This is a genomic window from Phyllobacterium sp. P30BS-XVII (genome assembly GCF_014138335.1).
Classification (GTDB): Bacteria; Pseudomonadota; Alphaproteobacteria; order Rhizobiales; family Rhizobiaceae; genus Phyllobacterium; species Phyllobacterium meliloti.
The window spans coordinates 154,861-179,489 of record NZ_JACGXO010000003.1; the positions used below are offsets into that span (position 1 = coordinate 154,861).

Consider the following 24,629-nt stretch of genomic DNA (forward strand, 5'->3'; position numbering starts at 1 on the left):
GAATCTGCGGCGAAAGGCTTGCGGTAATGACCGACATTTTTCGTGATGAGACCCCTCTCATGTCCCTTGACGACGACACACTGCATGAAGAGTGCGGTGTGTTTGGCATTTTGGGGCATCCGGATGCCGCAACGCTGACGGCGCTGGGGCTGCACGCCCTGCAGCATCGCGGGCAGGAAGCGGCAGGTATCGTCTCCTATGATGGCAAGCAGTTCTGCTCGGAACGCCGTATGGGCCTCGTCGGCGACCATTACACCAATCCTGCGACACTGGCTCAATTGCCGGGTGATCGGGCCATCGGCCATGTGCGTTATTCCACAACCGGCGATCCTGCGCTTCGCAATGTCCAGCCGCTGTTTGCGGAACTGGAAATCGGCGGCATTGCCATTGCCCATAACGGCAACTTCACCAACGGCCTGACCATGCGGCGCAAGCTCATCGCTGATGGTGCCATCTGCCAGTCCAATTCCGATACGGAAGTTGTCCTGCACCTCATCGCCCGCTCGCGCAGCACCACATCGTCAGACCGCTTCATTGATGCGATCCGCCAGATGGAAGGCGGCTATGCGATGCTCGCCCTCACCCGCACCAAGCTGATTGCGGCGCGTGACCCCATTGGCATCCGTCCGCTCGTCATGGGTGATCTGGACGGAAAGCCAATCTTTGCCTCCGAAACCTGCGCGCTTGATATTATCGGCGCGAAGTTTGTCCGCGATATTGAAAACGGCGAAGTGGTTGTCTGCGAAATTCAGGCTGACGGTTCGATCAGCATTGAGGCCTTCAAGCCGCAAAATCCGAAGCCCGAGCGTATGTGCCTGTTCGAGTATGTCTATTTCGCCCGGCCTGACTCCGTGGTTGGTGGCCGCAATGTCTATACGGCGCGCAAGAATATGGGCGTTAATCTCGCCAAGGAAGCACCGCTGGAAGCCGATGTTGTGGTTCCGGTTCCCGATGGCGGCACCCCTGCTGCAATCGGCTTTGCGCAGGCGAGCGGCATTCCGTTCGAACTCGGCATCATCCGCAACCATTATGTCGGCCGTACCTTTATCGAACCAACCCAGTCGATCCGGGCTTTCGGCGTCAAGTTGAAGCATTCGGCCAATCGGGCAGTGATCGAAGGCAAGCGCGTTGTGCTGGTGGATGATTCCATCGTGCGCGGCACCACTTCGGTCAAGATCGTCCAGATGATCCGCGATGCGGGCGCACGCGAAGTGCATATCCGTGTTGCCAGCCCGATGATCTATCATCCTGACTTTTACGGCATCGACACACCGGATGCGGACAAGCTGCTGGCAAACCAGCATGCGACGCTTGCCTCCATGTGCAAATATATCGGTGCAGACTCGCTCGAGTTCCTGTCGATTGACGGGCTTTACCGGGCGGTCAGCGGAGCGCCGCGCGACGCAAGTTCGCCGCTGTTCACCGATCATTACTTCACTGGCGATTATCCGACCCGGCTTGTTGACCGGGACGGTATCAGCAATGTGCGCCAGTTCGCGCTTCTCGCAAATAACGGCTAACGGTTGAGTTTCCATTCATGATTTCTGACGGCAGTTTTCGGCTGGACGGCAAGCTTGCGCTTGTAACCGGCGCATCCCGCGGCATTGGCTATTTCCTTTCCAAAGAACTTGCAGCGCGCGGTGCGCATGTGATTGCCGTTGCCCGCACGGTGGGCGGGCTTGAAGAACTCGACGATGAAATCACCGCCGCCGGCGGCTCGGCGACACTGGTTCCGCTTGATCTGACCGACATGCCCGCCATCGACCGGCTCGGCGGCTCCATCTATGAGCGCTGGGGCAAACTCGACATTCTGGTTGCCAATGCGGGTGTTCTCGGCACGATTTCTCCGATTGGCCATGTGGAAGCAAAAGTCTTCGACAAGCTGATGAATATCAATGTTTCCAGTGTCTGGCGGCTGATCCGCACCACAGACCCGCTGCTGAAGCTCTCTGACGCGGGCCGCGCGCTTCTGCTGTCATCGGGCGCTGCACATTCGGCCCGCGCCTATTGGGGCCCCTATGCGGCTTCCAAGGCCGCTGTCGAGGTGATGGGCCGCAGCTGGGCCGATGAAGCCCGCCAGACAAAGCTGCGCGTCAATTCAATCAACCCCGGCGCAACCCGCACCGCGATGCGCGCGCAAGCTGTTCCGGGCGAAGACCCCGAAACTTTGCCAACACCCGCCGAAGTTGCCGCCAAGATCGCCCTCATTCTTGATCCGAAGATTGATGATACGGGCAAGCTCTATGATGTGCGCGCCGGTAAGCTGCTGGGCTACAACAATCCGAGTTAGTGAGTGGATAGTAGTGAGTAGCGAGTAGTTCGTGGTTCGTGGTTCGACAAGCTCACCATGAGGGACTTGGGTGATGCAACGATAATCGTCGAGATTGCAGATCACAAAGATAGCCGAACTTGGCTCCCTTACAGCCTCACTCTCCCTCATGGTTGTTATGTCGAACCACGAACTACTCCCTACTCCCTACTCACCACTCACCCAGCCAACCGAATAACCGTCCCACCTGAGTTATCCCGCGCCAGAGCATTGGCCCGCCATGCCTTCGGGCTCAGACCGGTAACGCGCAGGAACTCGCGGTTGAAGTTGGATTTGGTTTGAAACCCGGCATCAAACATGACGTTGGTAACTGATAGCTCCGTATCAGCCAGCAGACGACAGGCTTCCTTTACCCTGAAGTCATTCACATATTGCGAGACGCTCATCGCCTTGACCCGGTTGACGGCAGTGGAAACCTGCCGGGCTGACAGGCCCATCTTGCGGGCAAGGCGGTTCAGATTAAGATCAACATCGCGGTAGAGTTCACGTGACTGCATCAGGCTGTCGAGCGCGGTGGCGATATCCGTATCCTCACCGCTCGGAGCCACCGGCAAAGCGCCCTCTTCCGCGCTAGTGTCAATGCGCTCCTCCGGTCGGCTGGTCCCGGCAACCGTCGCCGCCGCACCCAGAACCAGCATGGCAAGCACATTGCCAATAGCAACGATGCGGCCTGAATGCGTGCCGCCTGACTCGGCAAAATCCCAGCTGATGACAACATCGATGATTGCAGAACTGGCGATGGCAAAAGCTGTGATCTGCAGCGCCCTGTAGGCACTGATAACGCCATCCAATCGGGATGAGCCCAGTGCATCGGGTCCGCGCCATGCCAGACGGCAAAGCGCAATTCCATAGCCTGCAAAAATGACAATGATCGTCAGAGATATCGGCGCGGGCCAGAAAGCGATCAGGCCAATGATCAGCAATGTTGGCAAGACATGCAGCAGGAGAAGCGGACGCTTTGTTGGAGGGCGTTCGGTGCGCAGGCCTTCAAAGCTCAACCATGCGAGCGTTGCAATGATGACCGCAAGAACCGCCTGCAGTGGCAATATCTCCAGCATATTATAACCCCAGCGGACACCGATCACGACCGATTGCAAGGCATAGACCGAAATCAAAGCCAGAAAGAATGGATTTGTAACGCTGCCATCATTGCGCCTGATCATTTGGATCAGGAGAACGACGAGCAGGACAGCAACCACAAAGGGCAATGGAACAAACAGCATGAAGATGTCCGGCATGAGTTGACTGCCCGCACTATGTCCTGAAACGCGATCCCGGACGACCTGAATTGTGATCAAGGTCGAGATAACGGTGAAAAGGCCCCCCTGTGGCTCCAACGCCAATCATCAGGAGCGCACCATGCTAAACCTTCTCACCGCCATTCTGTTTCTCTTCGGAACGATAACGCCAAGTGCGGCACAGGCCGGTTCGCTGCTTGATATCGGGCAGATCAACAGGGTCGCCATATCAGGCGAAGCAAGCCGCATCGAATTTGCTACAAGCAACACCGAGCCCTATCAGGCACGCATTATCAGCACCCGCTCCGGCTGGTTTTCCGGTTGGTCTTCAAGCTGGTTTTCCAATGAATGCGCCACCCGCACGACCATGGAGATCAGGGATCAGACCTTGCTCATCCACGTGGTGAACGCACCATTTCTCAGCCTCTCCGATTGCGAAGTCTCGATCCGCGCGAACCTGCCAGCAAATGCCAGCATCAACATTGAGCAAGCGGCGCTATCCGCCCGGCTTACCGGTGAATACGGCAATGTGTTTGTAAAAGGCCATGCGGCTGATTTCTCACTGGATGGCCATGCCTCCAACGTCGATATCTCAGGCGATGCAGTGCGCAGCGACTTGCGTTTTGCCCATATCAGCAACACCGAGACGATCCGGCTTGATTCCCATGCGCTCGATGCGTCCTTCACCTTCGGCGGTGATGTGCCGATCAATTACACCGTGGATGCCAAGGCTTCGTTCATCGACAGCAAACGGGACAGCACGCCCGGCGCCAAACCCTCCATCGTGATCAAAAGCAACTATGCCCGCGTGACGATCCGCTAGTCCTATCAATCATCAATCAAGGAACACCATCATGAAAATGCTCAAGCTTGCCGTATTATCAGCCTGTTTCACCATGGCTACACTGCAAATGGTATCCGCAGCAGGGCTGCAATTCATTGATGTGCCAGATGATAGCCGTGGTCCTGCACTGGATGCGGCGGTGTGGTACCCCTGTACCGGTGAACCAGCGCCGGTGGATATTGGCTTTGATTATTCAACAGCCGTGAAGGACTGTCCCCTGACGGGCGAAAAACTCCCACTCATCGTCATCTCACATGGCGTCGGGGGTTGGTACGGCAATTTCCACACCCTTGCGGAAAAGCTTGCCGATGCGGGCTTTGTTGTCGCCGCCATCAATCATCCAAGAGACGGCGGACGTTCCAAAACGCGCGACCCCGGCGATATCGCCTCAATGACCCAACGCCCCGTTGATATGACGCATATGCTGGACTTTCTGCTGGCGTCATGGCCGGATCATTTTCGAATCGATATGGCCCATATTGGTTTCTTCGGTTTTTCCCGAGGCGGCTTTACCGGGCTTGGCATGATCGGCGGCAATCCCGACTGGAAGAAACTGCTCGACAACTGCCCTGTTTATCCGGGAAATCGCTTCTGCGAACAAATCCGCGCCGGTGCCATTGCCCCACTGACCGCCGATCCGCGCATCCGTGCCGCTGTCATTGCCGATCCGGCGGGCGGCAGCCTGTTCACCCCGGAGAGTTTAGGCCGTGTGACCGTACCCGTACAACTCTGGGGTTCAGCATATGGCGGCGACGGTCTATCCCCTGCCGATGCAGCCGCCGTCGCAGAACGCTTGCCAGTCAAGCCCGACTATCACCTCGTGGCAAACTCCGGCCATTTCTCATTCCTGCCACCCTGCTCCGAGGCCTTTGCCAAACTCGTTGCAGACTCTGGCGACGGAGAACTCTGCACCGATGCGCCGGGCTTTGACCGCACAGCCTTCCATAAGCAGTTCAATACGGATGTCCTGGCGTTTTTCCAGACGCATTTGATGGGTAAGGAACCAAGCAAATAGGGAGGTGGTGTGTGAGGATGCAAAGCCTCAGCAGCGTGGTGCGTGGTTTGCCCTTCGACAAGCTCAGGAAGCTCACCATGAGGCGCAAACCTCTCCTCGTCATCCTCGGGCTTGACCCGAGGACCCATGACTAAAGAGTTCAAACAAATCAGCAGGCATTGCGTTTTAAGATTGTGGGTCCTCGGGTCAAGCCCGAGGATGACGGGAAGGTATGTCCCTCATGGTGAGCTTGTCGAACCACGAACCACGAACCACTCACCATGACCACGAACAACCAGCGAACCACAGAACCTTGCAGTCCACTCTCAGGGAGCTGCTGGCGTCTCTGAAACAGCAACGGCAGCGGCATCAGCAGCTTCGTGGCGTTTCCATGCCCGGGCGCTGAATGGCAGGGTGATAAAGAAGCCGATGGTCGTCAGCGTCAGTGTTTCCCACGTATAGCTCATCAGGAAAGCAACATAGACAACAATGGCCAGAAAGCTCGGCATTACCCAGTCAGAGCGCAGTTTCGTTCCAGCGGCCTTGCCGCTGAAAACAGGCAGGCGGCTGATCATCAGGATTGCCACACCCACCGTATAGGCTGCACCGGCAAAGGCCAGCGGGCGTGTTGGAGCAAGCCCTAAAAAGCCGAGATAGACAGGCAGCATCACCAGCATCGCGCCCGCAGGGGCCGGAACGCCGGTGAAAAAATTGTTCTGCCACAACGGCTTGCCGACCACATCCAGCATCACGTTGAAACGGGCAAGGCGCAGGCAGCAGGCAATGCAATAAAGCAGCGCCGCGATCCAGCCAAAGGACCGGGCCTGATCGAGCATATAAGCATAGAGAACCAGCGCCGGTGCGACACCGAAATTGACAATATCGGCAAGCGAATCCATCTGCGCACCGAATTTCGTCGAGCCCTTCATCATGCGGGCAATGCGCCCGTCAATGCCATCAAGGAAAGCGGCGAGCAGAACCATCGAAACTGCCAGCTCAAACCGGTTCTCAAAGGCCAGCCGGATACCGGTAAGGCCGGCACAGATGGCCAGAACCGTGATCACGTTGGGAATGAGATAGCGCATGGGAATGCGCGAGCCTGTCGGCTCCTTCACCTCAGGCTTATCGTCAAACAGCGGATCGGTATCAGCTTCGCTCATGCCGCGCGCCTCAGCTGATACGGACCAGCAGAGCGCTGGGCTCGCCGCCGAATTCCGCAAGCACACTTTCACCGCCAATGGCTGTCTGACCAACCGCAACGCGCGGGGCAAAACCTTCTGGCAGATAGACATCAACGCGCGAGCCGAAGCGGATCAGGCCAAAGCGTTCGCCAATCGAAATGGAATTGTTTTCATCCGCCCAGCAGACGATACGGCGGGCAACCAGACCGGCGATCTGCACAACCGCGACCTGCCCGTTGGGGCTGTCGATCACAAGGCCGTTGCGTTCATTCTCGGCGCTGGCCTTGTCGAGTTCAGCATTGAGGAATTTGCCCGGCTTGTGAACGATTGTCGTGATGCGGCCGCGCACTGGCGCGCGGTTGATGTGGCACGAAAACACATTCATGAACACGGAAATGCGGGTCATTTCCCGGTCGCCAAGATTAAGCTCACGCGGCGGAACCGCGGGACCAACCGCGGAAACAAGGCCGTCGGCGGGGCTTATCACCAGTTTGTCGTCCGTGGGTGTCACGCGCTGCGGATCGCGATAAAAATAGATGCACCAGGCCGTGAGGATGAGGCCGATCCAGAACAGGGGTTCCCAGAAATAGCCGAGAACCACGGTCACACCGGCAAAACCGGCGATGAACGGATAACCCTCCCGGTGGATGGGTACCAGCGTGTTGCGGATGGAATCGACAAGGCTCATTGGTTTGTTCCTGACAGCGCCAAATACTCGCCCGGCAGCATATACGCGCCACCGGAATTGCGCGTTACTTATCGGAGATTGGCAGCGGGAGCAAACCTTTCAACCCGGCCTGGACAATTCATCAGCAGAATTATTCATTGGCCGGGTTTTGCTGGGCGCGACGTTTTAAGGTTCGACGGCGACATCCAAAGCTGGCTTGCCGCGCACGACGACGCCAAGATCGTCCTCCTCGCGCACCTTGCGCAGACGCTCTTCAGCCTCAGTTGCTTCACGCTGACGGTTCCACATGGAGGCGTAAAGGCCGTTCTCTGCCAGAAGTGCCGTATGCCTTCCCCGCTCGGCAATCACACCATCCTTGAGCACAATGATTTCATCAGCGCCGATAATGGTTGAGAGACGATGGGCGATGACCAGCGTCGTGCGGTCACGGCTGACGAGATCAAGCGCCGCCTGAATTTCATGTTCGGTGGCGCTGTCGAGCGCCGAGGTCGCCTCATCGAGGATCAGGATGGGCGGCGCTTTGAGAATGGTGCGGGCAATCGCAACCCGCTGCTTCTCGCCGCCTGAGAGTTTTAACCCGCGTTCGCCGACCATGGCGTCATAGCCCTCGGGCAGGCTTTTGATAAAACTGCCGATCTGGGCAAGATCAGCCGCATTGCGCACTTCTTCTTCGCTCGCCGTGATGCGGCCATAACGGACATTATAGGCGATGGTATCATTGAACAGGACCGTATCCTGCGGCACCATACCAATCACCGCGCGCAGGCTCTCCTGCGTCACATCACGGATATCCTGACCATCAATGCTGATCGATCCGCCCTGAATATCGTAGAAGCGGTAGAGCAGGCGCGACAATGTCGATTTGCCAGCGCCGGACGGGCCGACAATGGCGACGGTCTTGCCAGCGGGTACCTCGAAGCTCACCCCTTTCAGGATTGGACGCTTCGGATCATAGGCAAACATCACATTGTCAAAGCGCACCGCACCCCGCTCGATAACCAGCGGCTTGGCATCAGGCTTGTCAGTGACTTCCTGTTCCACATCGAGAAGGTCGAACATCTGCTCAATATCCGTCAGGCCCTGCCGGACTTCGCGATAGATAAAGCCGATGAAATTGAGCGGGATCGAGAGCTGCATCAGCATGGCATTGATGAAAACGAAATCGCCAAGGGTCTGCGTGCCAGCCAGAACCTCCCTGCCCGACATGATCATCATCACAGCCATGCCGATACCGAAAATGACGGCCTGACCAAAATTCAGCCAGCCAAGCGATGTCCAGATGCGGGTTGCCGAGATTTCATAACGCGCCATGGCCGCGTCGAAACGCTTGGCTTCCATCTGCTCGTTGCCGAAATATTTGACCGTCTCGAAGTTCAGCAGCGAGTCAATCGCCTTGGTGTTGGCGTCCGTATCGGAGTCGTTCATGTCGCGGCGGATGTTGATGCGCCAGTCGCTGGCACGGATCGTAAACCACGTATAAAGCCAGACCGTTGCCACCACTACGGCCAGATAGGACAGGCCGTAAGCAAAGGCGAAAATCACGGCGGTCATCAGAAATTCGATGATCGTCGGTGCCGTATTGAGGATGGTGAACCGGACGATGGTTTCAATGCCCTTGGTGCCACGCTCAATAATGCGCGACAGACCGCCCGTGCGCCGTTCCACATGGAAGCGCAGCGACAGATTGTGCATATGGACGAAGGTCTTATAGGCAAGTTTTCGCACCGCATATTGCCCGACGCTGGCAAACAATGCATCGCGCAGCTGGTTCAGGCCAGCCTGAATGATCCGCGCCGCGTTATAGGCGGCAACCAGCATGAGCGGGCCCACCAGAATGAGCGGCACCAGATCGGAGGCCACGAACTTGCCATTCAGCGCATTGGTTGCCCATTTGAAGAAGTACGGCACCAGAATGAGCACAATTTTGGAAATCAGCAGATAAAACGATGCCCAGACGACCCGCATTTTCAGGTCAGGTCGCTCATCGGGCCACATATAGTCCCAAAGATTGCGAATGGTCTGGAGTGTTTTGCCAGACTCGGAAGAGACGGTTTTTTCAGCCACGGTTATTCCTTGATGGCCGCAGCGTTTACCCGCGCTGCCGGCACAATAATATCGGGTGGACAGCAAAGATTGGCCATATCGCTGACAAGGGCGGCGACATCGGCAAACGCGTCCGGATTGATGCTGTAATGGGAACTCTGACCTGATTGCCGGTAATTCACCAGTCCGGCATCAACCAGTATTTTCAGATGTTGCGATACGGTCGACTGCGCCAGATCAAGCGTGGCGACAATATCCTTGCAGCAGGAGGTATTCATCCCGGCAAGCTGCCTGATAATGCGCAAGCGGGCCGGATGGGCAAGCGCGGTCAGTATCCGCGCCGTCTCCACATCAGACATTGCCTGTTGAAATCGATTGCTGCATTTCATCGTTCATCGGCGATAAACGATATAACTTTCTAATGCAAGGATAAAAGAAAGGCCGCCTTTGCGCAAAGACGGCCTTCCTCGAGCAGATAATTCTATTGCGGCGCCGTCTTGTCTTTTTCAGGCAGGGCAAAAACCTGACCGGGGAAAATCACATCCGGGTTCTGGATCTGCTCTTTGTTGGCAAGATAGATCGTCGTGTAGCGGGTTCCCTCACCATAGGTGCGGCGGGATATCGTCCAGAGATTGTCGCCGCGCCGGATGATGACGGAACCATCGACATTCTTGAGCGCCGCACCGGTGTCATTGCTCTGAGCCTGTTCGGTTCCAGCTGCTGGCGCTGTTTCGGTTGAAGCCTGCGGCGCTGTCGCCGGAGCTTCGGTGGCTGGTGCAGGCGCAATGGCCGATACACGTTCACCGGCTTCGCGCTTGAACGGTACGGCGGCCCGCGCAATGACTGTTACCCCATCTTTCTCAACCATATCGGCGCGAATGATATAGTCACCCACCGGCAAATCGCGCGTGGTCTGTACAAGGAAATGTCCATCTGCACCTGTCTTGGTCGAGCCAATGAGATCGTCATTGGCATAGAGCTTGACCGTTGAACCCGCATCGGCAATGCCAGCGATGAAAAGCTTGCTGCCTTCAATTTCAACAGCTTCGACGACAATGCGGGCCTTGGCAGCTGCCTGCTTGACCGGCTTATCGCCGGTGGGTGCCGCCATTGTGGCTGGCGCATTCAAAGCGGCCTGTGCGGGCACTTCAGGCTTGGTGATCATACGGCTCGGTTGGCCCGATTGTTCGACCAGCGCCAGAACCTGCCCGGATTTGGTTTCCGGAATGGATACAATCGCTGTCTCAAGCGAGGTCATTGCACTGCCATCCGGAGCAGTTGAGCGCAGCACAAGCTGATAATCGCCGGGCTTCAACGGATCATCGAGAACGATAACGAATTCGCCTGACGGCGAGGCTTTGGTGCTGCCGATCACTTGCCCGCGCGCCAGAAGATCGACTTTACCGTCATTTGCTGCCTTACCGGCAATAACGATCGTCCCTTTGGGATCAACACGCAGAACATCAAAAGCGGGCACACCTGGCTTTGCGGGAGATACATCCGCGGGTGCTGGCGCCGTTCCGGCGGCGGGCGTTGTCGCATCAGCAGATGTCGCCGGGGCAGGTGCAGCAACTTGCGGCTGTTCGGCTGGTTTTTGTGCCGGTTCGGCTGGCTTTGGAGCAGCCGGCGCAGGCGCTGTTCCATCGGCTGTCACAACGGGCGCACCGGGAGTGGGCTTACCCGGAACAAACCCCAGATAGGCGGCAACCAGACCCAAAGCGACAACAACTCCAAATCCCAGCAGTGCAAACTTGTTCTTGATCATTATTCCCCGACCCTCTTGATGTTTTTGGTCTAGCGCCTTTTCTACCTTGCTACAAGAAAACCCTTTAAATTCAGCCTTATTCCCTGTGATTATTAGACTGAAATGGCAATTCGAAACTTTTGTCGCATCTGCAGAAGCTTGACGTTTCGCAAGGCAGGAGGCACCACTTTCCAAATGAGCAAGATTCGATCGATTTGTGTTTACTGCGGCTCCTCTCCGGGCCGTGATCCGATTTACAAACAGAGCGGCAAGATACTGGGCAAGTCCATCGCCGAAAACGGGCTTGAACTGGTTTATGGCGGCGGCACCAAAGGCATTATGGGTGCCGTGGCAGATGGCGTCATGTCCGCAGGCGGCAAGGTCACAGGGATCATTCCGAAGTTCCTGATGAACAAGGAAGCCACCGAACATGCGCTTGGCCAATTGTCAGAGCTGATCATCACCGAGGATATGCATGAGCGCAAACACAGGATGTTTGAACGCTCCGATGCTTTCGTCACCCTGCCCGGCGGCATCGGCACGGTGGAAGAGATTGTCGAGGTCATGACCTGGGCGCAGCTTGGACGTCATCGCAAGCCGATGGTTTTTGCCAATATTAACGGTTTCTGGAATCCGATGCTGGCGCTTATCGATCACATGAAGGCCGAAGGTTTTGTCCATACGTCACATTTGGTCAATCCGCTTGTGGTAGACCATGCGGAAGATATTGTTCCGGCGATCCTTGATGCGGCAGCAAAGGGTGATCGGGACGGCGACGAAGCAATCATCGAACGGCTGTAGCTGAAAGGAACGGGGATTTCATGGTTCAAACATTGAGCTTAGATCCCCAACCGGACGCAAAACGTCTCAACAATGATGATTTTGTCATTGCCTTCAGTTTTGGTGCCGACGGTTCGCTGCTTGTTGAGCCGGTCGCTACAGCTGACAGGGCGTGGACATGGAAAAGTTACGCGCTTGCTGATGCGCGGGCGCGTCGCAGTCTCGAAACGGACAAAGCCCTATCGGAAAGTGTACGCGAGGCGTTCCTCTCCTCCGGCGACCAATGCCAGATCAGTTATGAGGATGGATGGCTCTTCGGTGAATTGCCCGATCTGCAACACGAACATTATGGCGATCCGCGTGAACTTGGCTATTTCCGCTTTGCCTTCAACAAGAGCCTTTTCATCAGTGGCCGCCGCCATCCGCTGCAGTCGGTCGATGATGTGCGCCAATCCATCAATCGCGGCAAGACCAAGCCCGCCTCGCCCATAGCGCTGTTCAGTGCCATCTTCCGGCGCTTCCTTGATCTCCTGAAGGCTGAAATCACCCAGCTTTCCGAAACGCTCGATTCCATCGAAGATCATATCGTTGGTGAGAACTGGCAGGGTGAGCGTGAGCGGCTGGTGCCGGTGCGCCGCCAGATTGTGGTTTTCCATCGCTATCTCACCGCCGCAACCAGTCTGTTCCGCCACATCGACCATGCGGACCGGCGAGCACTGCCTGAGGATCTTGACGATCTGATTGAGGGACTGTCAATCCGCGCCGCCACGCTGCATGCGGAAGGCGAACAGTTGCAACAACGCGCGAGACTGTTGCAGGACGAACTTCTGGCCAAATTGACCGACCAGTCCAACCGGTTTCTCTACGTCTTGTCCGTAATGACGGCGGTTCTCTTGCCAAGCACTGTTATAACGGGCCTGTTTGGCATGAATACAGCTGGCCTGCCCTTTGCCAACAACCCGCATGGCTTCTGGATCGTTGGGTTGCTTGCGCTCATTATCTCAGGGATGGTTTATCTGCTTGTGCGCAAGATCGGTGGCTCGGGGCGATAAGCTGGATGGGCTTTGCAGGCTGCATCACCGGATATGCGCCCTTCGATAAGCTCAGGATGAGGGAGTGTGTGGATTGCAATGATAATCGCCGAAGTTGCAGATCACAAAGGTTGCAGAACTTGGCTCCCCTTACCACCCACCTCTTCCCGTCATCCTCGGGCTTGACCCGAGGACCCACAATTAAGAGCGCCAAGCATTCAGGTTAGTTTGACCTTGTTAGCCATGGGTCCTCGGGTCAAGCCCGAGGATGACGGAGGTGAGTGTTGAGGGTGGGGAGCCAAGTTCTGCAACCTTTTTGATTTGCAACGTTTGCGATTATCGTTGCATCACCCAACTCCCTCATGGTTGTTATGTCGAACCACGAACCGCGCACCAGGGCACACCAGTAATGATACTGATTAAACGGCTAGCGCCTTCACCTTGCGCGATTCACGCAGCATGGACCAGGTGTAGATCACCAGCGCCGCCCAGATCATCGCGAAGGCAATGAATTGCTCATGGGAGAATGGCTCGCCAAACACAAAGATGGCGCACAAAAACACGATGGTCGGCGCAAGATATTGCATCAGGCCGATGGTGGTGTAGCGCAGGAGCTTGGCACCAAAAGCATAAAGAATAAGCGGAATGGCCGTGGCGGGACCGGCAAACAGCAACAGCCCGATGTCATGGCTGCTGCCATTGACGAAATGGCTTGTTCCCTGTGCTATCGTCCAGAAAATGAAACAGAGCGACGGAACGGACAGGATCAGCACTTCCAGCATGAAACCCTGTGTTGGCCCGATGGGCAGCGTCTTGCGGAAGAAGCCGTAAAAACCAAAGCTGAAAGCCAGAACCAACGAAATCCATGGCAAGCCACCGGATGAAATCGTCAATAGCAGGACAGCGCCAGCCGCCAGAGCAATGGCAACCATCTGCGGGCGCGTCAGCCTTTCCGACAGGAAAACACTGCCGAGCACGACATTCACCAGCGGATTGATGTAATAGCCGAGCGCCGTATCAACCGCGTGCCCCGCGCCGATGGCCCAGACATAGGTGCCCCAATTGATGGTAATGAGCGTTGCCGTCAACGTCGCCATGGCCAACATGCGCGGCGTCTTGAACGCGGTTTTCAGATCATCGAAGCGGCCAAGCCACCAAAGGACGACGCCAGCAATTGGCACCGACCAGACAATGCGGTGCGAGACAACCTCAAGGGTTGGCATGTAATCAACAGCCTTCAGATAAAACGGCAGGATGCCCCAAAGCAGATAGGCAGAAAGCGCAAAGATAAAGCCCTTCCTGCCATCGGACATTCCCGGTTGTGCTTCAGTCACTATTGTTCCAGCGCCAAGGCTGCTTTGATTAATCTGTTCGCTCATGGGGCGATGATCTATGCTTATCGCCCCACAACGTCCATTGAATTCCACTGATCATTCCATCAAGGCTCTTGATGTTTTGAGCCAATTTGAATGAAAATCATGGAAACCTGACTACTCAGCAGCAATTTTGCCGGCAAGATCGCGATTTTTCATCAATTTATAGACGACAGAGTCCATAAGTGCCTGAAACGACGCATCGATAATGTTGTCGGAAACACCCACCGTCCACCAGCGCACATTGCTGGAGTCACTCGATTCGATCAGCACGCGGGTAATGGCTTCCGTGCCCCCATTGAGGATACGCACCTTGAAGTCTGCCAGCACCAGATCATTGATCTCGTTCTGGTAGCGTCCCATGTCCTTGCGCAGGGCCAGATCGAGCGCATTCACAGGGCCATGCCCTTCGGCAACGGACATGCGATGCTCGCCATCAATTTCAACGCGGACCACGGCCTCCGAGACAGTCTTGATATTGCCATTGGCATCAAAGCGGCGCTCGACCATGCAGCGAAAGGAATCCACCTTGAAGAACTCAGGCACTGTGCCAAGCGTACGGCGGGCGAGAAGCTCGAAGCTCGCATCAGCACCCTCATAGGCATAGCCTTCCGCTTCGTGCTCCTTGACCAGTGCAATCAGCGTATCGAGCCGTGGATCGTTTTTGGCAACGGATATACCACGCCGCTCCAGCTCATTGATGAAGTTGGACTTGCCGCCCTGATCCGACACCATGACCTTGCGCCGGTTGCCGACTGTTTCCGGTGGCACATGTTCGTAAGTCGCGGGCTCCTTGATCAGCGCCGAGGCATGAATGCCAGCCTTGGTCGCAAAAGCCGAGGTGCCGACAAAAGCCCCCTGCGCATTGGGAGCACGGTTGAGCAGCTCGTCAAAACTGCGCGACAGGCGTGTGAGGCCCTTCAGTTTTTCCGGGCTGATACCGGTTTCGAAACGGCTCGACCATGCGGGCTTGAGCGCCAGCGTCGGGATGATGGTGATCAGATTGGCATTGCCGCAGCGCTCACCAATGCCATTCAGCGTGCCTTGAATATGGCGCACGCCTGCATCCACTGCTGCGAGTGAATTGGCAACCGCCTGCTCCGTATCATTGTGCGCATGAATGCCGAGGTGATCACCCGGTATGACTTTGGTCACGGCGCGAACAATCTCGCTGACTTCATTGGGCTGCGTGCCGCCATTGGTGTCGCACAGCACCACCCAGCGCGCGCCCGCCTCATAGGCCGTTCTGGCGCAGGCCATGGCATATTCAAGGTTGGCCTTATAGCCATCGAAAAAATGCTCGCAATCGACAATGGCTTCCTTGCCTGCCGCAACGGCTGCTTTCACGGATGCATCGATGGATTCCAGATTTTCCTCGTTGGTACAGCCAAGCGCGACACGGACATGATAGTCCCAGCTTTTGCCGACAAAACAGACCACATCCGCCGAGGAGCCGATCAGCGCCGCAAGGCCCGGATCATTGGAGACGGAAACACCAGCGCGTTTGGTCATGCCAAATGCGGCAAACTTTGCCCGCCTGGTGCGCTTTTCCGCGAAAAATGCCGTATCGGTGGGATTGGCGCCGGGATAGCCGCCTTCAACATAATCAAGGCCGAATTCATCCAGCAGATCGGCAATGACTTTCTTGTCCTCAACCGAAAAATCGATGCCCGGCGTCTGCTGGCCATCGCGCAATGTCGTGTCGAAGAGATAAACGCGTTCTTTTTTCACTTGCCCGCCTCCCCCAGCGGCCATTCATCCGTATCATAATCGGGATGCTGGTTGGACTTCATTGTTTTCAGGAACCCGGCTGACTCCAGATCGGCATCAGACCGATGGCCGGGCAGACGATGCAAATCATCGACATAGGGCAGCTTGTCCTCAATGCCCCATTGCACGATTGGCGCCAGCTCCTCCGGGTGATCGAAAGCACCAATGGCAAGCGCCACGCCATCAGGTGCCTCATAGGTCAAAGGCGTGCCGCAGCTTTCGCAGAAACCACGCTGGACGTGATTGGACGAACGGAAACGCTTTGGCTCGCCGCGCGTCCATTGCAGATGTGCTGTACCGACAGAAACCAGCGGCGCATAGAAATTGCCAAATGCCTTTTGACACATCCGGCAATGGCAGATGGAGGTATCCGTCAGCGCACCTTCGATGCGAAACCGAATGGCGCCGCACTGACAGCCCCCGGTGTAAACGGGCTTGTTATCAAGACTCATGTCGCTGGCTCCCATTCAGCGCAACGCTGACGATATGCTGGCACACGCCGTCAATATCCCGCAAAACATCATCATTCCAGAAACGCAGCATTGTCCAGCCATCCGCTTCCAAACGTTGGGTTCTGTTGAGATCGTATTTCAGATCAATGTCATGACCATGCTGCGAGCCATCTACCTCCACGATCAATCGACGTGTAGGGCAGGCAAAGTCGACAATATACCCGGCAATAGGCATTTGCCTTTTAAAGGCCATTCCCATCAGCCGATGTGCGCGAACCGCATTCCAAAGCTTCAATTCAGCATCGGTCAATGCTTTGCGCATTGACTTGGCATTGCCACGAATTTTTGGAGAGACGGGGGTATGTGATGGCATGGTGCTCACCCCCCTCTGTCCTGTCGGACATCTCCCCCACAAGGGGGGAGATCAGCCTTCAGTATGGCCTTCGCGAAATTTGAGACGTTCCCTGTTGTGCAAAGGCGTTGATGCCAATGTGATCTCCCCCCTTGTGGGGGGTCCGAAGGACGGGCGAGACCCGTGGCTCGCCCCGGAGTCCGACAGGACAGAGGGGGGTGTAACGATGTCAAACTCACCTTTTCACCTCCCAGCTTGTCATGCGCTCGCCGGTTTCGGGATTTTTGCCGTCCTTGAGCTGGATGCCCTTTTCCAACAGTTCATCGCGGATGCGGTCAGCCTCGGCAAAGCTCTTTGCGCCGAGTAGAGCCAGACGCTCGCTTATCTTTGCATCAAGTTCAGCCTTGAAAGCATCGGACAGATTGGCAGCCGTTTGCCCAGCCACATCAACACCGAGCAGTGCGAAAGCAGCGTAATAATCTTCCGGGCTCACCGAGCCGGATTTGCGGATGGACGCCAGCCAGTTGATCAGGCTTGGTGTCGCCAGATCATCCGACAGAATGGTGATCGCATCATCCGGAATCGTCCCGACAGGAGCATCGCCCACATATTCGCGTGCCTTGACCAGAATGTTCTCGGCTTCCTCCAGCCGGTTGACGGTAAAATCAATCGGCTCGCGGTAATTGGTCATCAGCATGGCAAGGCGCAGCACCTCACCCGGCCATTTGCGGTCGCCAAAGACTTTGGTTTCCAAAAGCTCATTGATCGTGAAGAAATTACCGGCGCTCTTGGCCATCTTCTGGCCTTCGACCTGCAGAAAGCCATTATGCATCCAGATATTGGCCATGCGCTCGGTACCCAGAGCGCAGCATGACTGTGCGATCTCGTTCTCATGGTGCGGAAAGACGAGATCAATGCCACCCGCATGGATGTCAAAGATGTTCTTCATCGGATCATCGCAATAAAGCCCGCCGCCGAATGGTTCCAGAAGCTTGGCCATGGCCATGGCGGAGCACTCGATATGCCAGCCCGGACGTCCCAGCCCATCAATCCCCGCAGGCGAAGGCCAGCCCGGCTCATCAACCTTGGATGGCTTCCATAAAACGAAATCCATCTCGTCGCGCTTGTAGGATGCGACGTCAACCCGAGCCCCGGCCAGCATGTCATCGGATGAACGACGGGCGAGCAGGCCATAGCGCGGGCCGTTGCGCATGTTCATCGCCGACGGCGAGAACAGCACATGGCCATCGGCCACATAGGCGACGCCCCGCTCCACCAGACGGTCAATCATCGCAACCATCTCTTTGATGTAATCGGTCGCCCGTGGCTGGTCGGATGGTTCAAGATTGCCCAGCGCCTTCACATCCGCCTGAAATTGCGCATTGGTCTTGTCGGTGACGACCCGGATAGCCTCATTCAAAGGCAAATCAGGATAGTCCCGTGCGGCACGCGCGTTGATCTTGTCGTCAACGTCAGTGATGTTGCGCACATAGGTAACGTGCGCCTCGCCATAGACATGGCGCAAAAACCGGAACAGCACATCAAACACGATGACCGGGCGCGCATTGCCAATATGGGCATAGTCATAAACAGTCGGGCCGCAGACATACATGCGCACGTTTTTCGGATCGATCGGCACGAAGTCTTCCTTCGTGCGGGTGAGCGTGTTGTAAAGGCTCAGTCTGTGCGGCATGTCTCTGATCTCAAATTTAAGGTTTCAATGGTGAATACGCATATCATTACGCTGGTCTGGCGACCGGTGCGTTTCACATCTTTGGATCAAATTTTGAGACGAAAACGGCCGGGGCCAGCGAAGCGCTAGCTGATAATAATCCGACAGGTAATAATCGTTACGGACGACGTTTTCATGATTGCATTTATGGTTGAGCGGAAGCGCGACGTCAAGCGCAAGCTGTCGGCAGTCACCTGTGACAAATTTATCAGTTTTGAATTGGTTAATCCAAATTAACCGGAAAGCCCAAAATCCTCCCGGAAAGTGCCTTTTTTCCGGCCCAATTGACCGGGATTCCTGCATCCGAGATCACCGGGGAATTGTCCCCGCGACACAGGACCGGACCCATGACCAACACTTCCGTAGCGGCCAAAGCCCGCGACACCGTATTCGCCGATCATCTGGCCGCACAATATCGTGCGATTGGCCCGGCAGCCGTTCAGGCCGCCGTTTTGACCAAGCCACGCCAGCGGCCACTGTTGAACCTTGCCTCAACCGTGCAGGAAACGGACTAACAGGCTGAGGGCGATCCCGGCCATCACAAGGCCGATAAGGACGTCAAGCACGCGCCATGCGGCCGGCTTTGCAAAAACCGGCTGCAACAGCCTCGCGCCATAACCGAGACCAAAGAACCAGACGAACGAAGCAACCGCAGCGCCACCACCGTAAGCCGCGCGATTGACACCCTCGAAACGCGCCGACAGGCCGCCAAGCAGCACCACCGTATCGAGATAAACGTGCGGATTGAGGAATGTCAGCGCCAGAACCGTGGCTATCGCGGTTTTCAAAGACCCCTCACCTGCCTTTGCCGCCTGCATGGCCTCGGGCTTGAGCGCACGGCGAAACGCCACGGATGCATACCAGAACAGAAATGCGGCACCACCCAGCGTGACAAACGAGATCAACTTGGGTGACTGGGCGATAAGTGTGCCAAGTCCGGCCACGCCAGCGGTGATCAGCAGCGCATCGGATAGGGCGCAGATCAGGCTGAGAATGAAAACATGCTGCTGCAAAAGCCCCTGACGCAGAATGAAGGCATTCTGTGCGCCAATGGCGATAATCAATGAGGCACCGAGAAGGAAACCGGACAGAGCGGCGGAAAACATTGGGAAAATCCTGAAATTGAAGAAAGCTTGAAACAGGGGGATCAGAAGAGCTTCATCTGATCATCAGACTCTGGCGGCTTCTGCCGCGCCGGTTTTTTGATCTCCGCCATCCCCTCGACAGCCCGCTCCAGAATATCCGGCCCCATATTGGCAACCTTGTTCACTCTATCGGAAACGGGGATGGCTTCAAAGAAATCCGCCTGCGCAGGTTTCATGAGATCGGCAACGTGGCGCGGTTCCTGCGTCTTGCAATCGAGCCAGCGGCTGAAATCCTTGGGCTCGATGACAACAGGCATACGGTCATGGATGGGGCGCAGGGTTTCATTGGCGCTGGTGGTCAGGATTGCGCCCGTATCCATTTCCGAACCTTCCGCATTGGCCCATGGCTCGTAAAGTCCGGCGAAGGCGATGACACCGCCATGTTTGGGCCTGATCCAGAAGGCCTGCGATTTCTTGTTGCCATCACGGCGCCACTCAAAGAACCCCGAGGCTGGGATCAGCGCGCGGCGATGGCGCATGGCGGCGCGAAACGACGCCTTGTCAGTGGCTGTTTCCGAACGGGCATTGATCATCAGCGGGTAATTGGCGGTGTCCTTGACCCAGCCCGGAATGAACCCCCAGCGCACCAGCAGCGCGCGGCGATCCGGCCTGTTGCTGCCGGGCGGTGGTGTTTCGCCGGAAACAATCATCAGCACCGGCTGTGTCGGCGCAATGTTATAGCGGGCGGGAAATGCCTCCACATCCATCGTGCCCATCAGGGCTTCAATCTCTTCCGGGGTTCCGAGGAGGGCAAAACGTCCACACATGCAATGAAAGCCTATTTGAATTGGAATGGTGATCTTCCGGTTTTTCCATGCCGGGTCAAGGTGGATACAATTAATCTATATGATGTGTAGTTCGTGGTTCGACAAGCTCACCATGAGGGAGAGTGAGGATGCAATTCCAATTGCAAAGATTGCATTGCAAAGGTTGCAGAACTTGGCTCCCCTTGCCCCCCACCTCTCTCCGTCATCCTCGGGCTTGACCCGAGGATGACGGGAACAGATGGGGGTGATGCGGGAAACAGGTGGAGGTGGAGAGTCAAGTTCTGCAATCTTTGCGATTATCATTGCATCACCCCTCTCCCTCATGGTGAGCTTGTCGAACCACGAACCACACCATCCACCCACCCTTGTCAAAAACGCTCTCCCGGCATACCCCTAACCCATGGCACAGATTCCCCTCTCCCCCACTGTTGATGGTGTTTCGGCGGTTTGCATCCGCAACGAAGCGTTCCTTCTGGTCGAACGCGGGCGTGAACCTTCCAAGGGCTGGCTGGCCTTTCCCGGCGGACGGCGCGAGGAGGGAGAAGCACCTGACGCAGCGGCCATTCGTGAACTGTTCGAAGAAACCGGCATAATCGCGACCGAGGTTTCCTATCTCGATACTGTCGTCTTTGATTATTCAACGCCCGAATTTCCTGCACCAAAAGCCTATCATCTGGCGGTCTTTCTGGCCCACGATCCCGTGGGTGAAGCGGTTGCAGCCGATGATGCCGCCGCGGTTCACTGGTTGAAATTCGAGGAAATGGCGGCTTTTGACGTTACGCCAAGCGTGCTTGAAATGGCTGATACATTAACCCGAAACTTTAAAAGTTGAGGGTTGCCGCCTATTGCGCCTTGAAGACGCCTTGCTTTCCAGTCACAACCATCAGCGGGGAATCCACCACCATAGGGTTAATACGTGCGCTGCAGAGCATTGATATCAGCATTTCTGTTGGCAATCGCCACCGCAGTGCCCGCCTATGCGGTTGATCCCTTGTATGAAACAAAACTGATCCGTCTGGCTGAGGTGCTGGGCTCGATTCACTCACTGCGCAACCTGTGCGGCGAAAAGAGCAGCCAATGGCGCGACCGGATGGATTCGCTGCTGGCGGCGGAGAATCCGGACCCTACCCGGAAGGCGCGGCTGATTGCCAGTTTCAACCGAGGCTACCGGACTTTTACCGAGACCTATACGACGTGTACGAGCCAGGCGATTGCGGCGATTGACCGCTACCAGACCGAGGGAGAAAGGCTTTCTTCGGAGATCATATCGGGCTATGGAAATTAACCAGGCTTTAACTGTTGAAGCCAATGGACCGCATTTTAAGCAAAACTTATGGTATTGTTTAGCGGCAGTGTAAGAATTGGTTTCGGCCAAGGATGGTATAATCATGAACATGACATCGGCAGACCTTGATAAGCTGGTTGCAGAAGAAAAAAAGCTGGTTGCGATCGAATATCAGAATGAAGTCTGGGCAGATGGCACGCTTGAAGGTATCGAGCCCGAGATTATGGCCGAAGCTGCTTTTGCGACCGCATTGACCGAATTGATCCGTGATAACGGGGAAGTGTCCGCATTGGCCTTGCTTGAGGTGCTGCGTGAACGTATTTCTGCAGGCGAGTTCTCATCGAATCGCATTCTGCAATAATTCAGAGCATTCCTGTCACAAATGCTCTAACTCGGGGTGATCCTGTATGCTCGACAAGCTCGCTTCCGTCTCTGTGATAGCCAGAACAGGTTTTCTAGCTGCAACTCTCTGCGCTTGCGCTGTTCCTGCCTATGCAGCCGGTTTTGATAAACCTGTGCTGCTGGCACTGAGCGAGATCAAGAAGGAAGAGCTGCCCAAGGCTGCCGAAACAGCACCGGCAAAGCCTGATGACAAAGCGCCCGCTGGAGCAACGCCGCCTGCGCCCCCTCCGCCCGCTTCCGACACCAAGCCTGCGACAACACCGGAAAAACCCGCAGCCCCAGCCGCAACGCCTGACAAAAAAGCGCCGGAGGCACCTGCCGCCAAGGAAGGCGATGCAGCGGGAACCCGGGACAATCTGGCACTGCCGAATGTGCCCGAGGGCTCTGCGCCTCCGCATGTGGAATATGACGTCACCAAGCTGCCCTTCCCTGTGCAGAAGATGCGCGAGTTGATCCTTACAGCCGCCAAATCCGGCTCGCTGGAAGCTTTGCGCCCGCTGATCGGCTCTGGCGATGACGTTACCCAGCTTTCACTCGCCGATGTTGACGGCGACCCGATTGCCTATCTGAAAAGCCTTGCTGGCGACACGGATGGTCAGGAAATCCTTGCCATTGCGGTCGATATTCTGAATTCGGGCTATGTGCATCTCGACGCAGGCACGCCCGATGAGCTTTACGTGTGGCCCTATTTCTTCGCCTATCCACTCGACAAGCTCGATGCCAAACAGCGTGTGGAACTCTTCCAGATCGTCACCGCTGGTGATTATGACGAGATGAAGCAGTTCGGCACTTATGTGTTTTACCGCCTGGGCATCACGCCGAAAGGCCGCTGGCGCTTCTTCGTCAATGGCGACTAGAGAATGCTAGTCTCAAAATAGCGCGTGGGCGTGACGCCAAACACGCGGCGGAACATCGCGATAAACGCGCTTATATTGTTGTACCCGACATCCAGTGCAATTGTTGTGACCGCCTCTCCGGCGGCCAGCAATTCCAATGCCCGCATCAATCGCGCGCGCTGACGCCACTCCGTAAACGTAAATCCCGTCTCGACAACGAATTTTCGCGTCATTGTGCGGGCGGGGATACCAGCCCAGTCGGCCCATTCTTCCGCCTTTCGCTCATCAAGCAGATTGTCGGCGAAGGCTTGCGCAATGCGCAGAAGCCTCGCATCTCTCGGCAGCGGCAGGCCGAGATTCTCGTGCGGCAGGCTGGCAATCTCATCAAGAATGACCCGGGCAATGCGCTCCTGCACAAGGTTGAGTTCGTCGCCCTTCCAGCTTGCCGCCCGATTGACTGCCTCGCGCAGCAGCCCGGAACTGCGCAATGTGCAGGGAAATGTGGGCAACGCGGCACATTCAGGCTCCGCCACATAGACACTCCAACCAAAATAAGGACCGTGCGAACGCAGCGAGTGCTCATGATGCGGCGGTATCCACACCGCATGAATGGCGGGGACGACCCATTGTCCCCGCTCCGTTCCAACCGTCAGCAAGCCGGTGCTGGCCCCGAGCAACTGCCCGCGCGCATGGGCATGAAAGCCAACAAAGCGCGGAATATCCTCCTCCTGCTTACCCGCGATGATGATTGGCCCTTGGGAAGACCCGGCACGATCAGGCGTGATGAAATAGCTCATTTTGGCCTCAACACCGTATTGAATGGCACTGATACGATAGCAGCGCCAATCCTGTTTGGATAGTTTGATCGCATTACATTCCAAAAGGAGATGAATATGCGTGCGCAGGACCTTTTACCCGATGACATCAATCTGCTTCACTTCAACGATGTACCCGTGCGCAAAGGCACGGTCGGCGCATTCCTCGCCAACGCCCGGCTCTGGCTCAATCCGGCCGCCCCACAGGAAGAGCGTGACGCGGCAGAAAAAGACATTATCGAAGCCCTGCCCGCTCTGCAGGCGCTGGGGGTGTTCGAATTCATGTCCATTCGCAACCCGCAGCTTAGCGAACTCGTCGTCACCCATCTCTGATCCATACGGGCGGACTGCCGCTCGTTTTCCATCATGGAGACCGTCATGCTCATTGATCTCAAGGAATTTCCGCTTGTTTATATGCGCGCAGATCAGGACAGCGGCGAAAGTCCTGAAGCGCAGATCAAGGCGCTGTTTGCCCGCGGCGAGCGTTTCGTCATGATTGCCGATCATTCGCCTGAACATCATCAGGAAGAACCGCATGAACAGCGCAAGGAACGCGCGCAGGTTCTCAAGCGGTTCCGCGACCAGCTCAAACGCTGGTGCGCCGGGGCCATCGTCATCGAGAATGGCGGGCCCATATCCAAGCCGATCAAACTGGCAGCACAGGCCTTCGGCAATGCCTTTGGCGTTTCCTTCGCCTTTGTCAAAGACGATGAAACGGCGCGAAAAATCGCGCGGCGCATCCTCGTGCCGCAGGCTTTTCCACTTGGCTGAAAAAGAATTTAAAAATTTTCAAGGACGATGTCACATCGGGCTTTCCTATCTCGTCTT

26 protein-coding genes and 1 pseudogene are annotated in these 24,629 nt (G+C 56.3%); 13 read left to right on the forward strand and 14 right to left on the reverse strand.

Annotation, left to right across the window (positions count from 1 at the left end; translation table 11 throughout):
- Window positions 1-59 precede the first annotated feature (59 nt).
- The gene (gene purF, locus FHW17_RS09930) at window positions 60-1,520 is read left to right on the forward strand and encodes an amidophosphoribosyltransferase (RefSeq protein ID WP_091881116.1); all 1,461 of its coding nucleotides are present in this window, start codon (window positions 60-62) and stop codon (window positions 1,518-1,520) included.
- A 17-nt stretch (window positions 1,521-1,537) separates the two neighbouring features.
- Window positions 1,538-2,290 carry an SDR family NAD(P)-dependent oxidoreductase gene (locus FHW17_RS09935; RefSeq protein ID WP_182509742.1) on the forward strand — a complete coding sequence of 251 codons (753 nt, stop codon included), beginning with the start codon at window positions 1,538-1,540 and terminating at the stop codon, window positions 2,288-2,290.
- 197 nt (window positions 2,291-2,487) lie between these two features.
- Here FHW17_RS09935 and FHW17_RS09940 read toward each other — a convergent pair whose 3' ends face one another.
- Entirely contained in the window at window positions 2,488-3,567 is a 1,080-nt protein-coding gene (locus FHW17_RS09940; protein WP_246706785.1) for an AraC family transcriptional regulator, read from the reverse strand.
- A 121-nt stretch (window positions 3,568-3,688) separates the two neighbouring features.
- Here FHW17_RS09940 and FHW17_RS09945 point away from each other — a divergent pair, with 121 nt between their 5' ends.
- Both FHW17_RS09945 and FHW17_RS09950 read left to right on the forward strand, forming a co-directional pair.
- Window positions 3,689-4,390, forward strand: coding sequence for a hypothetical protein (locus FHW17_RS09945; protein WP_182509743.1), 702 nt, complete (start codon window positions 3,689-3,691; stop codon window positions 4,388-4,390).
- Window positions 4,391-4,421: 31 nt separating this feature from the next.
- Window positions 4,422-5,426 (forward strand): alpha/beta hydrolase, encoded by a 1,005-nt coding sequence (locus FHW17_RS09950; protein WP_246706786.1) that lies wholly within the window; start codon window positions 4,422-4,424, stop codon window positions 5,424-5,426.
- Window positions 5,427-5,731: 305 nt separating this feature from the next.
- Here FHW17_RS09950 and pssA read toward each other — a convergent pair.
- From pssA to FHW17_RS25355, 5 genes and pseudogenes are all read right to left on the reverse strand, one after another.
- Window positions 5,732-6,502 (reverse strand): annotated as a pseudogene (pssA, locus tag FHW17_RS09955) (CDP-diacylglycerol--serine O-phosphatidyltransferase); the annotation flags it as partial.
- A 73-nt stretch (window positions 6,503-6,575) separates the two neighbouring features.
- Window positions 6,576-7,346, reverse strand: coding sequence for a phosphatidylserine decarboxylase (locus tag FHW17_RS09960; RefSeq protein ID WP_348643730.1), 771 nt, complete (start codon window positions 7,344-7,346; stop codon window positions 6,576-6,578).
- Between the two features lie 93 nt (window positions 7,347-7,439).
- Window positions 7,440-9,269 carry an ABC transporter ATP-binding protein/permease gene (locus FHW17_RS09965; RefSeq protein WP_246706802.1) on the reverse strand — a complete coding sequence of 610 codons (1,830 nt, stop codon included), beginning with the start codon at window positions 9,267-9,269 and terminating at the stop codon, window positions 7,440-7,442.
- Between the two features lie 71 nt (window positions 9,270-9,340).
- Window positions 9,341-9,676 (reverse strand): metalloregulator ArsR/SmtB family transcription factor, encoded by a 336-nt coding sequence (locus tag FHW17_RS09970; protein WP_227986933.1) that lies wholly within the window; start codon window positions 9,674-9,676, stop codon window positions 9,341-9,343.
- A 122-nt stretch (window positions 9,677-9,798) separates the two neighbouring features.
- Window positions 9,799-11,082: a LysM peptidoglycan-binding domain-containing protein gene (locus FHW17_RS25355; protein WP_182509748.1), complete on the reverse strand. Its 1,284-nt coding sequence runs from the start codon at window positions 11,080-11,082 to the stop codon at window positions 9,799-9,801.
- 174 nt (window positions 11,083-11,256) lie between these two features.
- Here FHW17_RS25355 and FHW17_RS09980 point away from each other — a divergent pair, with 174 nt between their 5' ends.
- A complete protein-coding gene (locus tag FHW17_RS09980; protein ID WP_112524346.1) occupies window positions 11,257-11,862 on the forward strand; it encodes a TIGR00730 family Rossman fold protein in 606 nt (201 codons plus the stop codon).
- Between the two features lie 32 nt (window positions 11,863-11,894).
- The gene (locus tag FHW17_RS09985) at window positions 11,895-12,893 is read left to right on the forward strand and encodes a CorA family divalent cation transporter (protein ID WP_182509749.1); all 999 of its coding nucleotides are present in this window, start codon (window positions 11,895-11,897) and stop codon (window positions 12,891-12,893) included.
- A 398-nt stretch (window positions 12,894-13,291) separates the two neighbouring features.
- Here the strand turns inward: FHW17_RS09985 and rarD are convergent, their stop codons facing one another.
- The 5 genes from rarD to cysS all read right to left on the reverse strand — a co-directional run bounded on the left by rarD (window position 13,292) and on the right by cysS (window position 18,512).
- Window positions 13,292-14,251, reverse strand: a complete 960-nt coding sequence (rarD, locus tag FHW17_RS09990) for an EamA family transporter RarD (protein WP_182509750.1) — start codon at window positions 14,249-14,251, stop codon at window positions 13,292-13,294.
- A 111-nt stretch (window positions 14,252-14,362) separates the two neighbouring features.
- Complete coding sequence (cimA, locus tag FHW17_RS09995) at window positions 14,363-15,976, reverse strand: citramalate synthase (RefSeq protein ID WP_348643722.1); 1,614 nt, start codon at window positions 15,974-15,976, stop codon at window positions 14,363-14,365.
- A complete protein-coding gene (locus tag FHW17_RS10000) occupies window positions 15,973-16,467 on the reverse strand; it encodes a GFA family protein (protein WP_112524360.1) in 495 nt (164 codons plus the stop codon). The genes cimA and FHW17_RS10000 overlap by 4 nt, the downstream gene beginning before the upstream one ends.
- Window positions 16,457-16,840 carry a DUF559 domain-containing protein gene (locus tag FHW17_RS10005; RefSeq protein WP_182509974.1) on the reverse strand — a complete coding sequence of 128 codons (384 nt, stop codon included), beginning with the start codon at window positions 16,838-16,840 and terminating at the stop codon, window positions 16,457-16,459. The genes FHW17_RS10000 and FHW17_RS10005 overlap by 11 nt, the downstream gene beginning before the upstream one ends.
- A 214-nt stretch (window positions 16,841-17,054) precedes the next feature.
- Window positions 17,055-18,512 carry a cysteine--tRNA ligase gene (gene cysS / locus FHW17_RS10010; RefSeq protein ID WP_182509752.1) on the reverse strand — a complete coding sequence of 486 codons (1,458 nt, stop codon included), beginning with the start codon at window positions 18,510-18,512 and terminating at the stop codon, window positions 17,055-17,057.
- A gap of 386 nt (window positions 18,513-18,898) precedes the next feature.
- Between cysS and FHW17_RS10015 the strand changes: the two genes are divergently transcribed.
- On the forward strand, window positions 18,899-19,066 hold the full coding sequence (locus FHW17_RS10015; RefSeq protein WP_162700235.1) for a hypothetical protein: 168 nt from the start codon (window positions 18,899-18,901) through the stop codon (window positions 19,064-19,066).
- Here the strand turns inward: FHW17_RS10015 and FHW17_RS10020 are convergent.
- Complete coding sequence (locus FHW17_RS10020) at window positions 19,043-19,657, reverse strand: LysE/ArgO family amino acid transporter (protein WP_112524366.1); 615 nt, start codon at window positions 19,655-19,657, stop codon at window positions 19,043-19,045. The genes FHW17_RS10015 and FHW17_RS10020 overlap by 24 nt on opposite strands.
- 41 nt (window positions 19,658-19,698) lie before the next feature.
- Window positions 19,699-20,463 (reverse strand): SOS response-associated peptidase, encoded by a 765-nt coding sequence (locus FHW17_RS10025; RefSeq protein WP_113096125.1) that lies wholly within the window; start codon window positions 20,461-20,463, stop codon window positions 19,699-19,701.
- 400 nt (window positions 20,464-20,863) lie between these two features.
- On the opposite strand from FHW17_RS10025, the gene FHW17_RS10030 reads away from it, so the two are divergent.
- The 4 genes from FHW17_RS10030 to FHW17_RS10045 all read left to right on the forward strand — a co-directional run bounded on the left by FHW17_RS10030 (window position 20,864) and on the right by FHW17_RS10045 (window position 23,007).
- Window positions 20,864-21,295 (forward strand): NUDIX domain-containing protein, encoded by a 432-nt coding sequence (locus tag FHW17_RS10030; protein WP_182509753.1) that lies wholly within the window; start codon window positions 20,864-20,866, stop codon window positions 21,293-21,295.
- 117 nt (window positions 21,296-21,412) lie between these two features.
- Window positions 21,413-21,748 (forward strand): TIGR02301 family protein, encoded by a 336-nt coding sequence (locus FHW17_RS10035; protein WP_234528013.1) that lies wholly within the window; start codon window positions 21,413-21,415, stop codon window positions 21,746-21,748.
- A 103-nt stretch (window positions 21,749-21,851) separates the two neighbouring features.
- A complete protein-coding gene (locus FHW17_RS10040; protein WP_091881120.1) occupies window positions 21,852-22,109 on the forward strand; it encodes a hypothetical protein in 258 nt (85 codons plus the stop codon).
- 46 nt (window positions 22,110-22,155) lie between these two features.
- Complete coding sequence (locus FHW17_RS10045; RefSeq protein ID WP_182509754.1) at window positions 22,156-23,007, forward strand: hypothetical protein; 852 nt, start codon at window positions 22,156-22,158, stop codon at window positions 23,005-23,007.
- Here FHW17_RS10045 and FHW17_RS10050 read toward each other — a convergent pair.
- Window positions 23,004-23,783, reverse strand: a complete 780-nt coding sequence (locus tag FHW17_RS10050; protein WP_182509755.1) for a helix-turn-helix transcriptional regulator — start codon at window positions 23,781-23,783, stop codon at window positions 23,004-23,006. The genes FHW17_RS10045 and FHW17_RS10050 overlap by 4 nt on opposite strands.
- Before the next feature lie 96 nt (window positions 23,784-23,879).
- On the opposite strand from FHW17_RS10050, the gene FHW17_RS10055 reads away from it, so the two are divergent.
- Window positions 23,880-24,134 carry a hypothetical protein gene (locus FHW17_RS10055; protein WP_112524381.1) on the forward strand — a complete coding sequence of 85 codons (255 nt, stop codon included), beginning with the start codon at window positions 23,880-23,882 and terminating at the stop codon, window positions 24,132-24,134.
- Between the two features lie 45 nt (window positions 24,135-24,179).
- On the forward strand, window positions 24,180-24,572 hold the full coding sequence (locus tag FHW17_RS10060; RefSeq protein WP_182509756.1) for a hypothetical protein: 393 nt from the start codon (window positions 24,180-24,182) through the stop codon (window positions 24,570-24,572).
- The last annotated feature ends 57 nt before the right edge of the window (window positions 24,573-24,629 follow it).

What these genes read in the sequence shown, in the direction of transcription:
- purF (WP_091881116.1), top strand. Translation starts at nt 60, where the DNA reads ATGTCCCTTGACGACGACACACTGCATGAAGAGTGCGGTGTGTTTGGC.
- FHW17_RS09935 (WP_182509742.1), top strand. Translation starts at nt 1,538, where the DNA reads ATGATTTCTGACGGCAGTTTTCGGCTGGACGGCAAGCTTGCGCTTGTA.
- FHW17_RS09940 (WP_246706785.1), bottom strand. Translation starts at nt 3,567, where the DNA reads ATGCCGGACATCTTCATGCTGTTTGTTCCATTGCCCTTTGTGGTTGCT.
- FHW17_RS09945 (WP_182509743.1), top strand. Translation starts at nt 3,689, where the DNA reads ATGCTAAACCTTCTCACCGCCATTCTGTTTCTCTTCGGAACGATAACG.
- FHW17_RS09950 (WP_246706786.1), top strand. Translation starts at nt 4,422, where the DNA reads ATGAAAATGCTCAAGCTTGCCGTATTATCAGCCTGTTTCACCATGGCT.
- FHW17_RS09965 (WP_246706802.1), bottom strand. Translation starts at nt 9,269, where the DNA reads ATGTGGCCCGATGAGCGACCTGACCTGAAAATGCGGGTCGTCTGGGCA.
- FHW17_RS09970 (WP_227986933.1), bottom strand. Translation starts at nt 9,676, where the DNA reads ATGTCTGATGTGGAGACGGCGCGGATACTGACCGCGCTTGCCCATCCG.
- FHW17_RS25355 (WP_182509748.1), bottom strand. Translation starts at nt 11,082, where the DNA reads ATGATCAAGAACAAGTTTGCACTGCTGGGATTTGGAGTTGTTGTCGCT.
- FHW17_RS09980 (WP_112524346.1), top strand. Translation starts at nt 11,257, where the DNA reads ATGAGCAAGATTCGATCGATTTGTGTTTACTGCGGCTCCTCTCCGGGC.
- rarD (WP_182509750.1), bottom strand. Translation starts at nt 14,251, where the DNA reads ATGAGCGAACAGATTAATCAAAGCAGCCTTGGCGCTGGAACAATAGTG.
- FHW17_RS10000 (WP_112524360.1), bottom strand. Translation starts at nt 16,467, where the DNA reads ATGAGTCTTGATAACAAGCCCGTTTACACCGGGGGCTGTCAGTGCGGC.
- FHW17_RS10005 (WP_182509974.1), bottom strand. Translation starts at nt 16,840, where the DNA reads ATGCCATCACATACCCCCGTCTCTCCAAAAATTCGTGGCAATGCCAAG.
- cysS (WP_182509752.1), bottom strand. Translation starts at nt 18,512, where the DNA reads ATGCCGCACAGACTGAGCCTTTACAACACGCTCACCCGCACGAAGGAA.
- FHW17_RS10015 (WP_162700235.1), top strand. Translation starts at nt 18,899, where the DNA reads ATGACCAACACTTCCGTAGCGGCCAAAGCCCGCGACACCGTATTCGCC.
- FHW17_RS10020 (WP_112524366.1), bottom strand. Translation starts at nt 19,657, where the DNA reads ATGTTTTCCGCCGCTCTGTCCGGTTTCCTTCTCGGTGCCTCATTGATT.
- FHW17_RS10025 (WP_113096125.1), bottom strand. Translation starts at nt 20,463, where the DNA reads ATGTGTGGACGTTTTGCCCTCCTCGGAACCCCGGAAGAGATTGAAGCC.
- FHW17_RS10030 (WP_182509753.1), top strand. Translation starts at nt 20,864, where the DNA reads ATGGCACAGATTCCCCTCTCCCCCACTGTTGATGGTGTTTCGGCGGTT.
- FHW17_RS10040 (WP_091881120.1), top strand. Translation starts at nt 21,852, where the DNA reads ATGAACATGACATCGGCAGACCTTGATAAGCTGGTTGCAGAAGAAAAA.
- FHW17_RS10045 (WP_182509754.1), top strand. Translation starts at nt 22,156, where the DNA reads ATGCTCGACAAGCTCGCTTCCGTCTCTGTGATAGCCAGAACAGGTTTT.
- FHW17_RS10050 (WP_182509755.1), bottom strand. Translation starts at nt 23,783, where the DNA reads ATGAGCTATTTCATCACGCCTGATCGTGCCGGGTCTTCCCAAGGGCCA.
- FHW17_RS10055 (WP_112524381.1), top strand. Translation starts at nt 23,880, where the DNA reads ATGCGTGCGCAGGACCTTTTACCCGATGACATCAATCTGCTTCACTTC.
- FHW17_RS10060 (WP_182509756.1), top strand. Translation starts at nt 24,180, where the DNA reads ATGCTCATTGATCTCAAGGAATTTCCGCTTGTTTATATGCGCGCAGAT.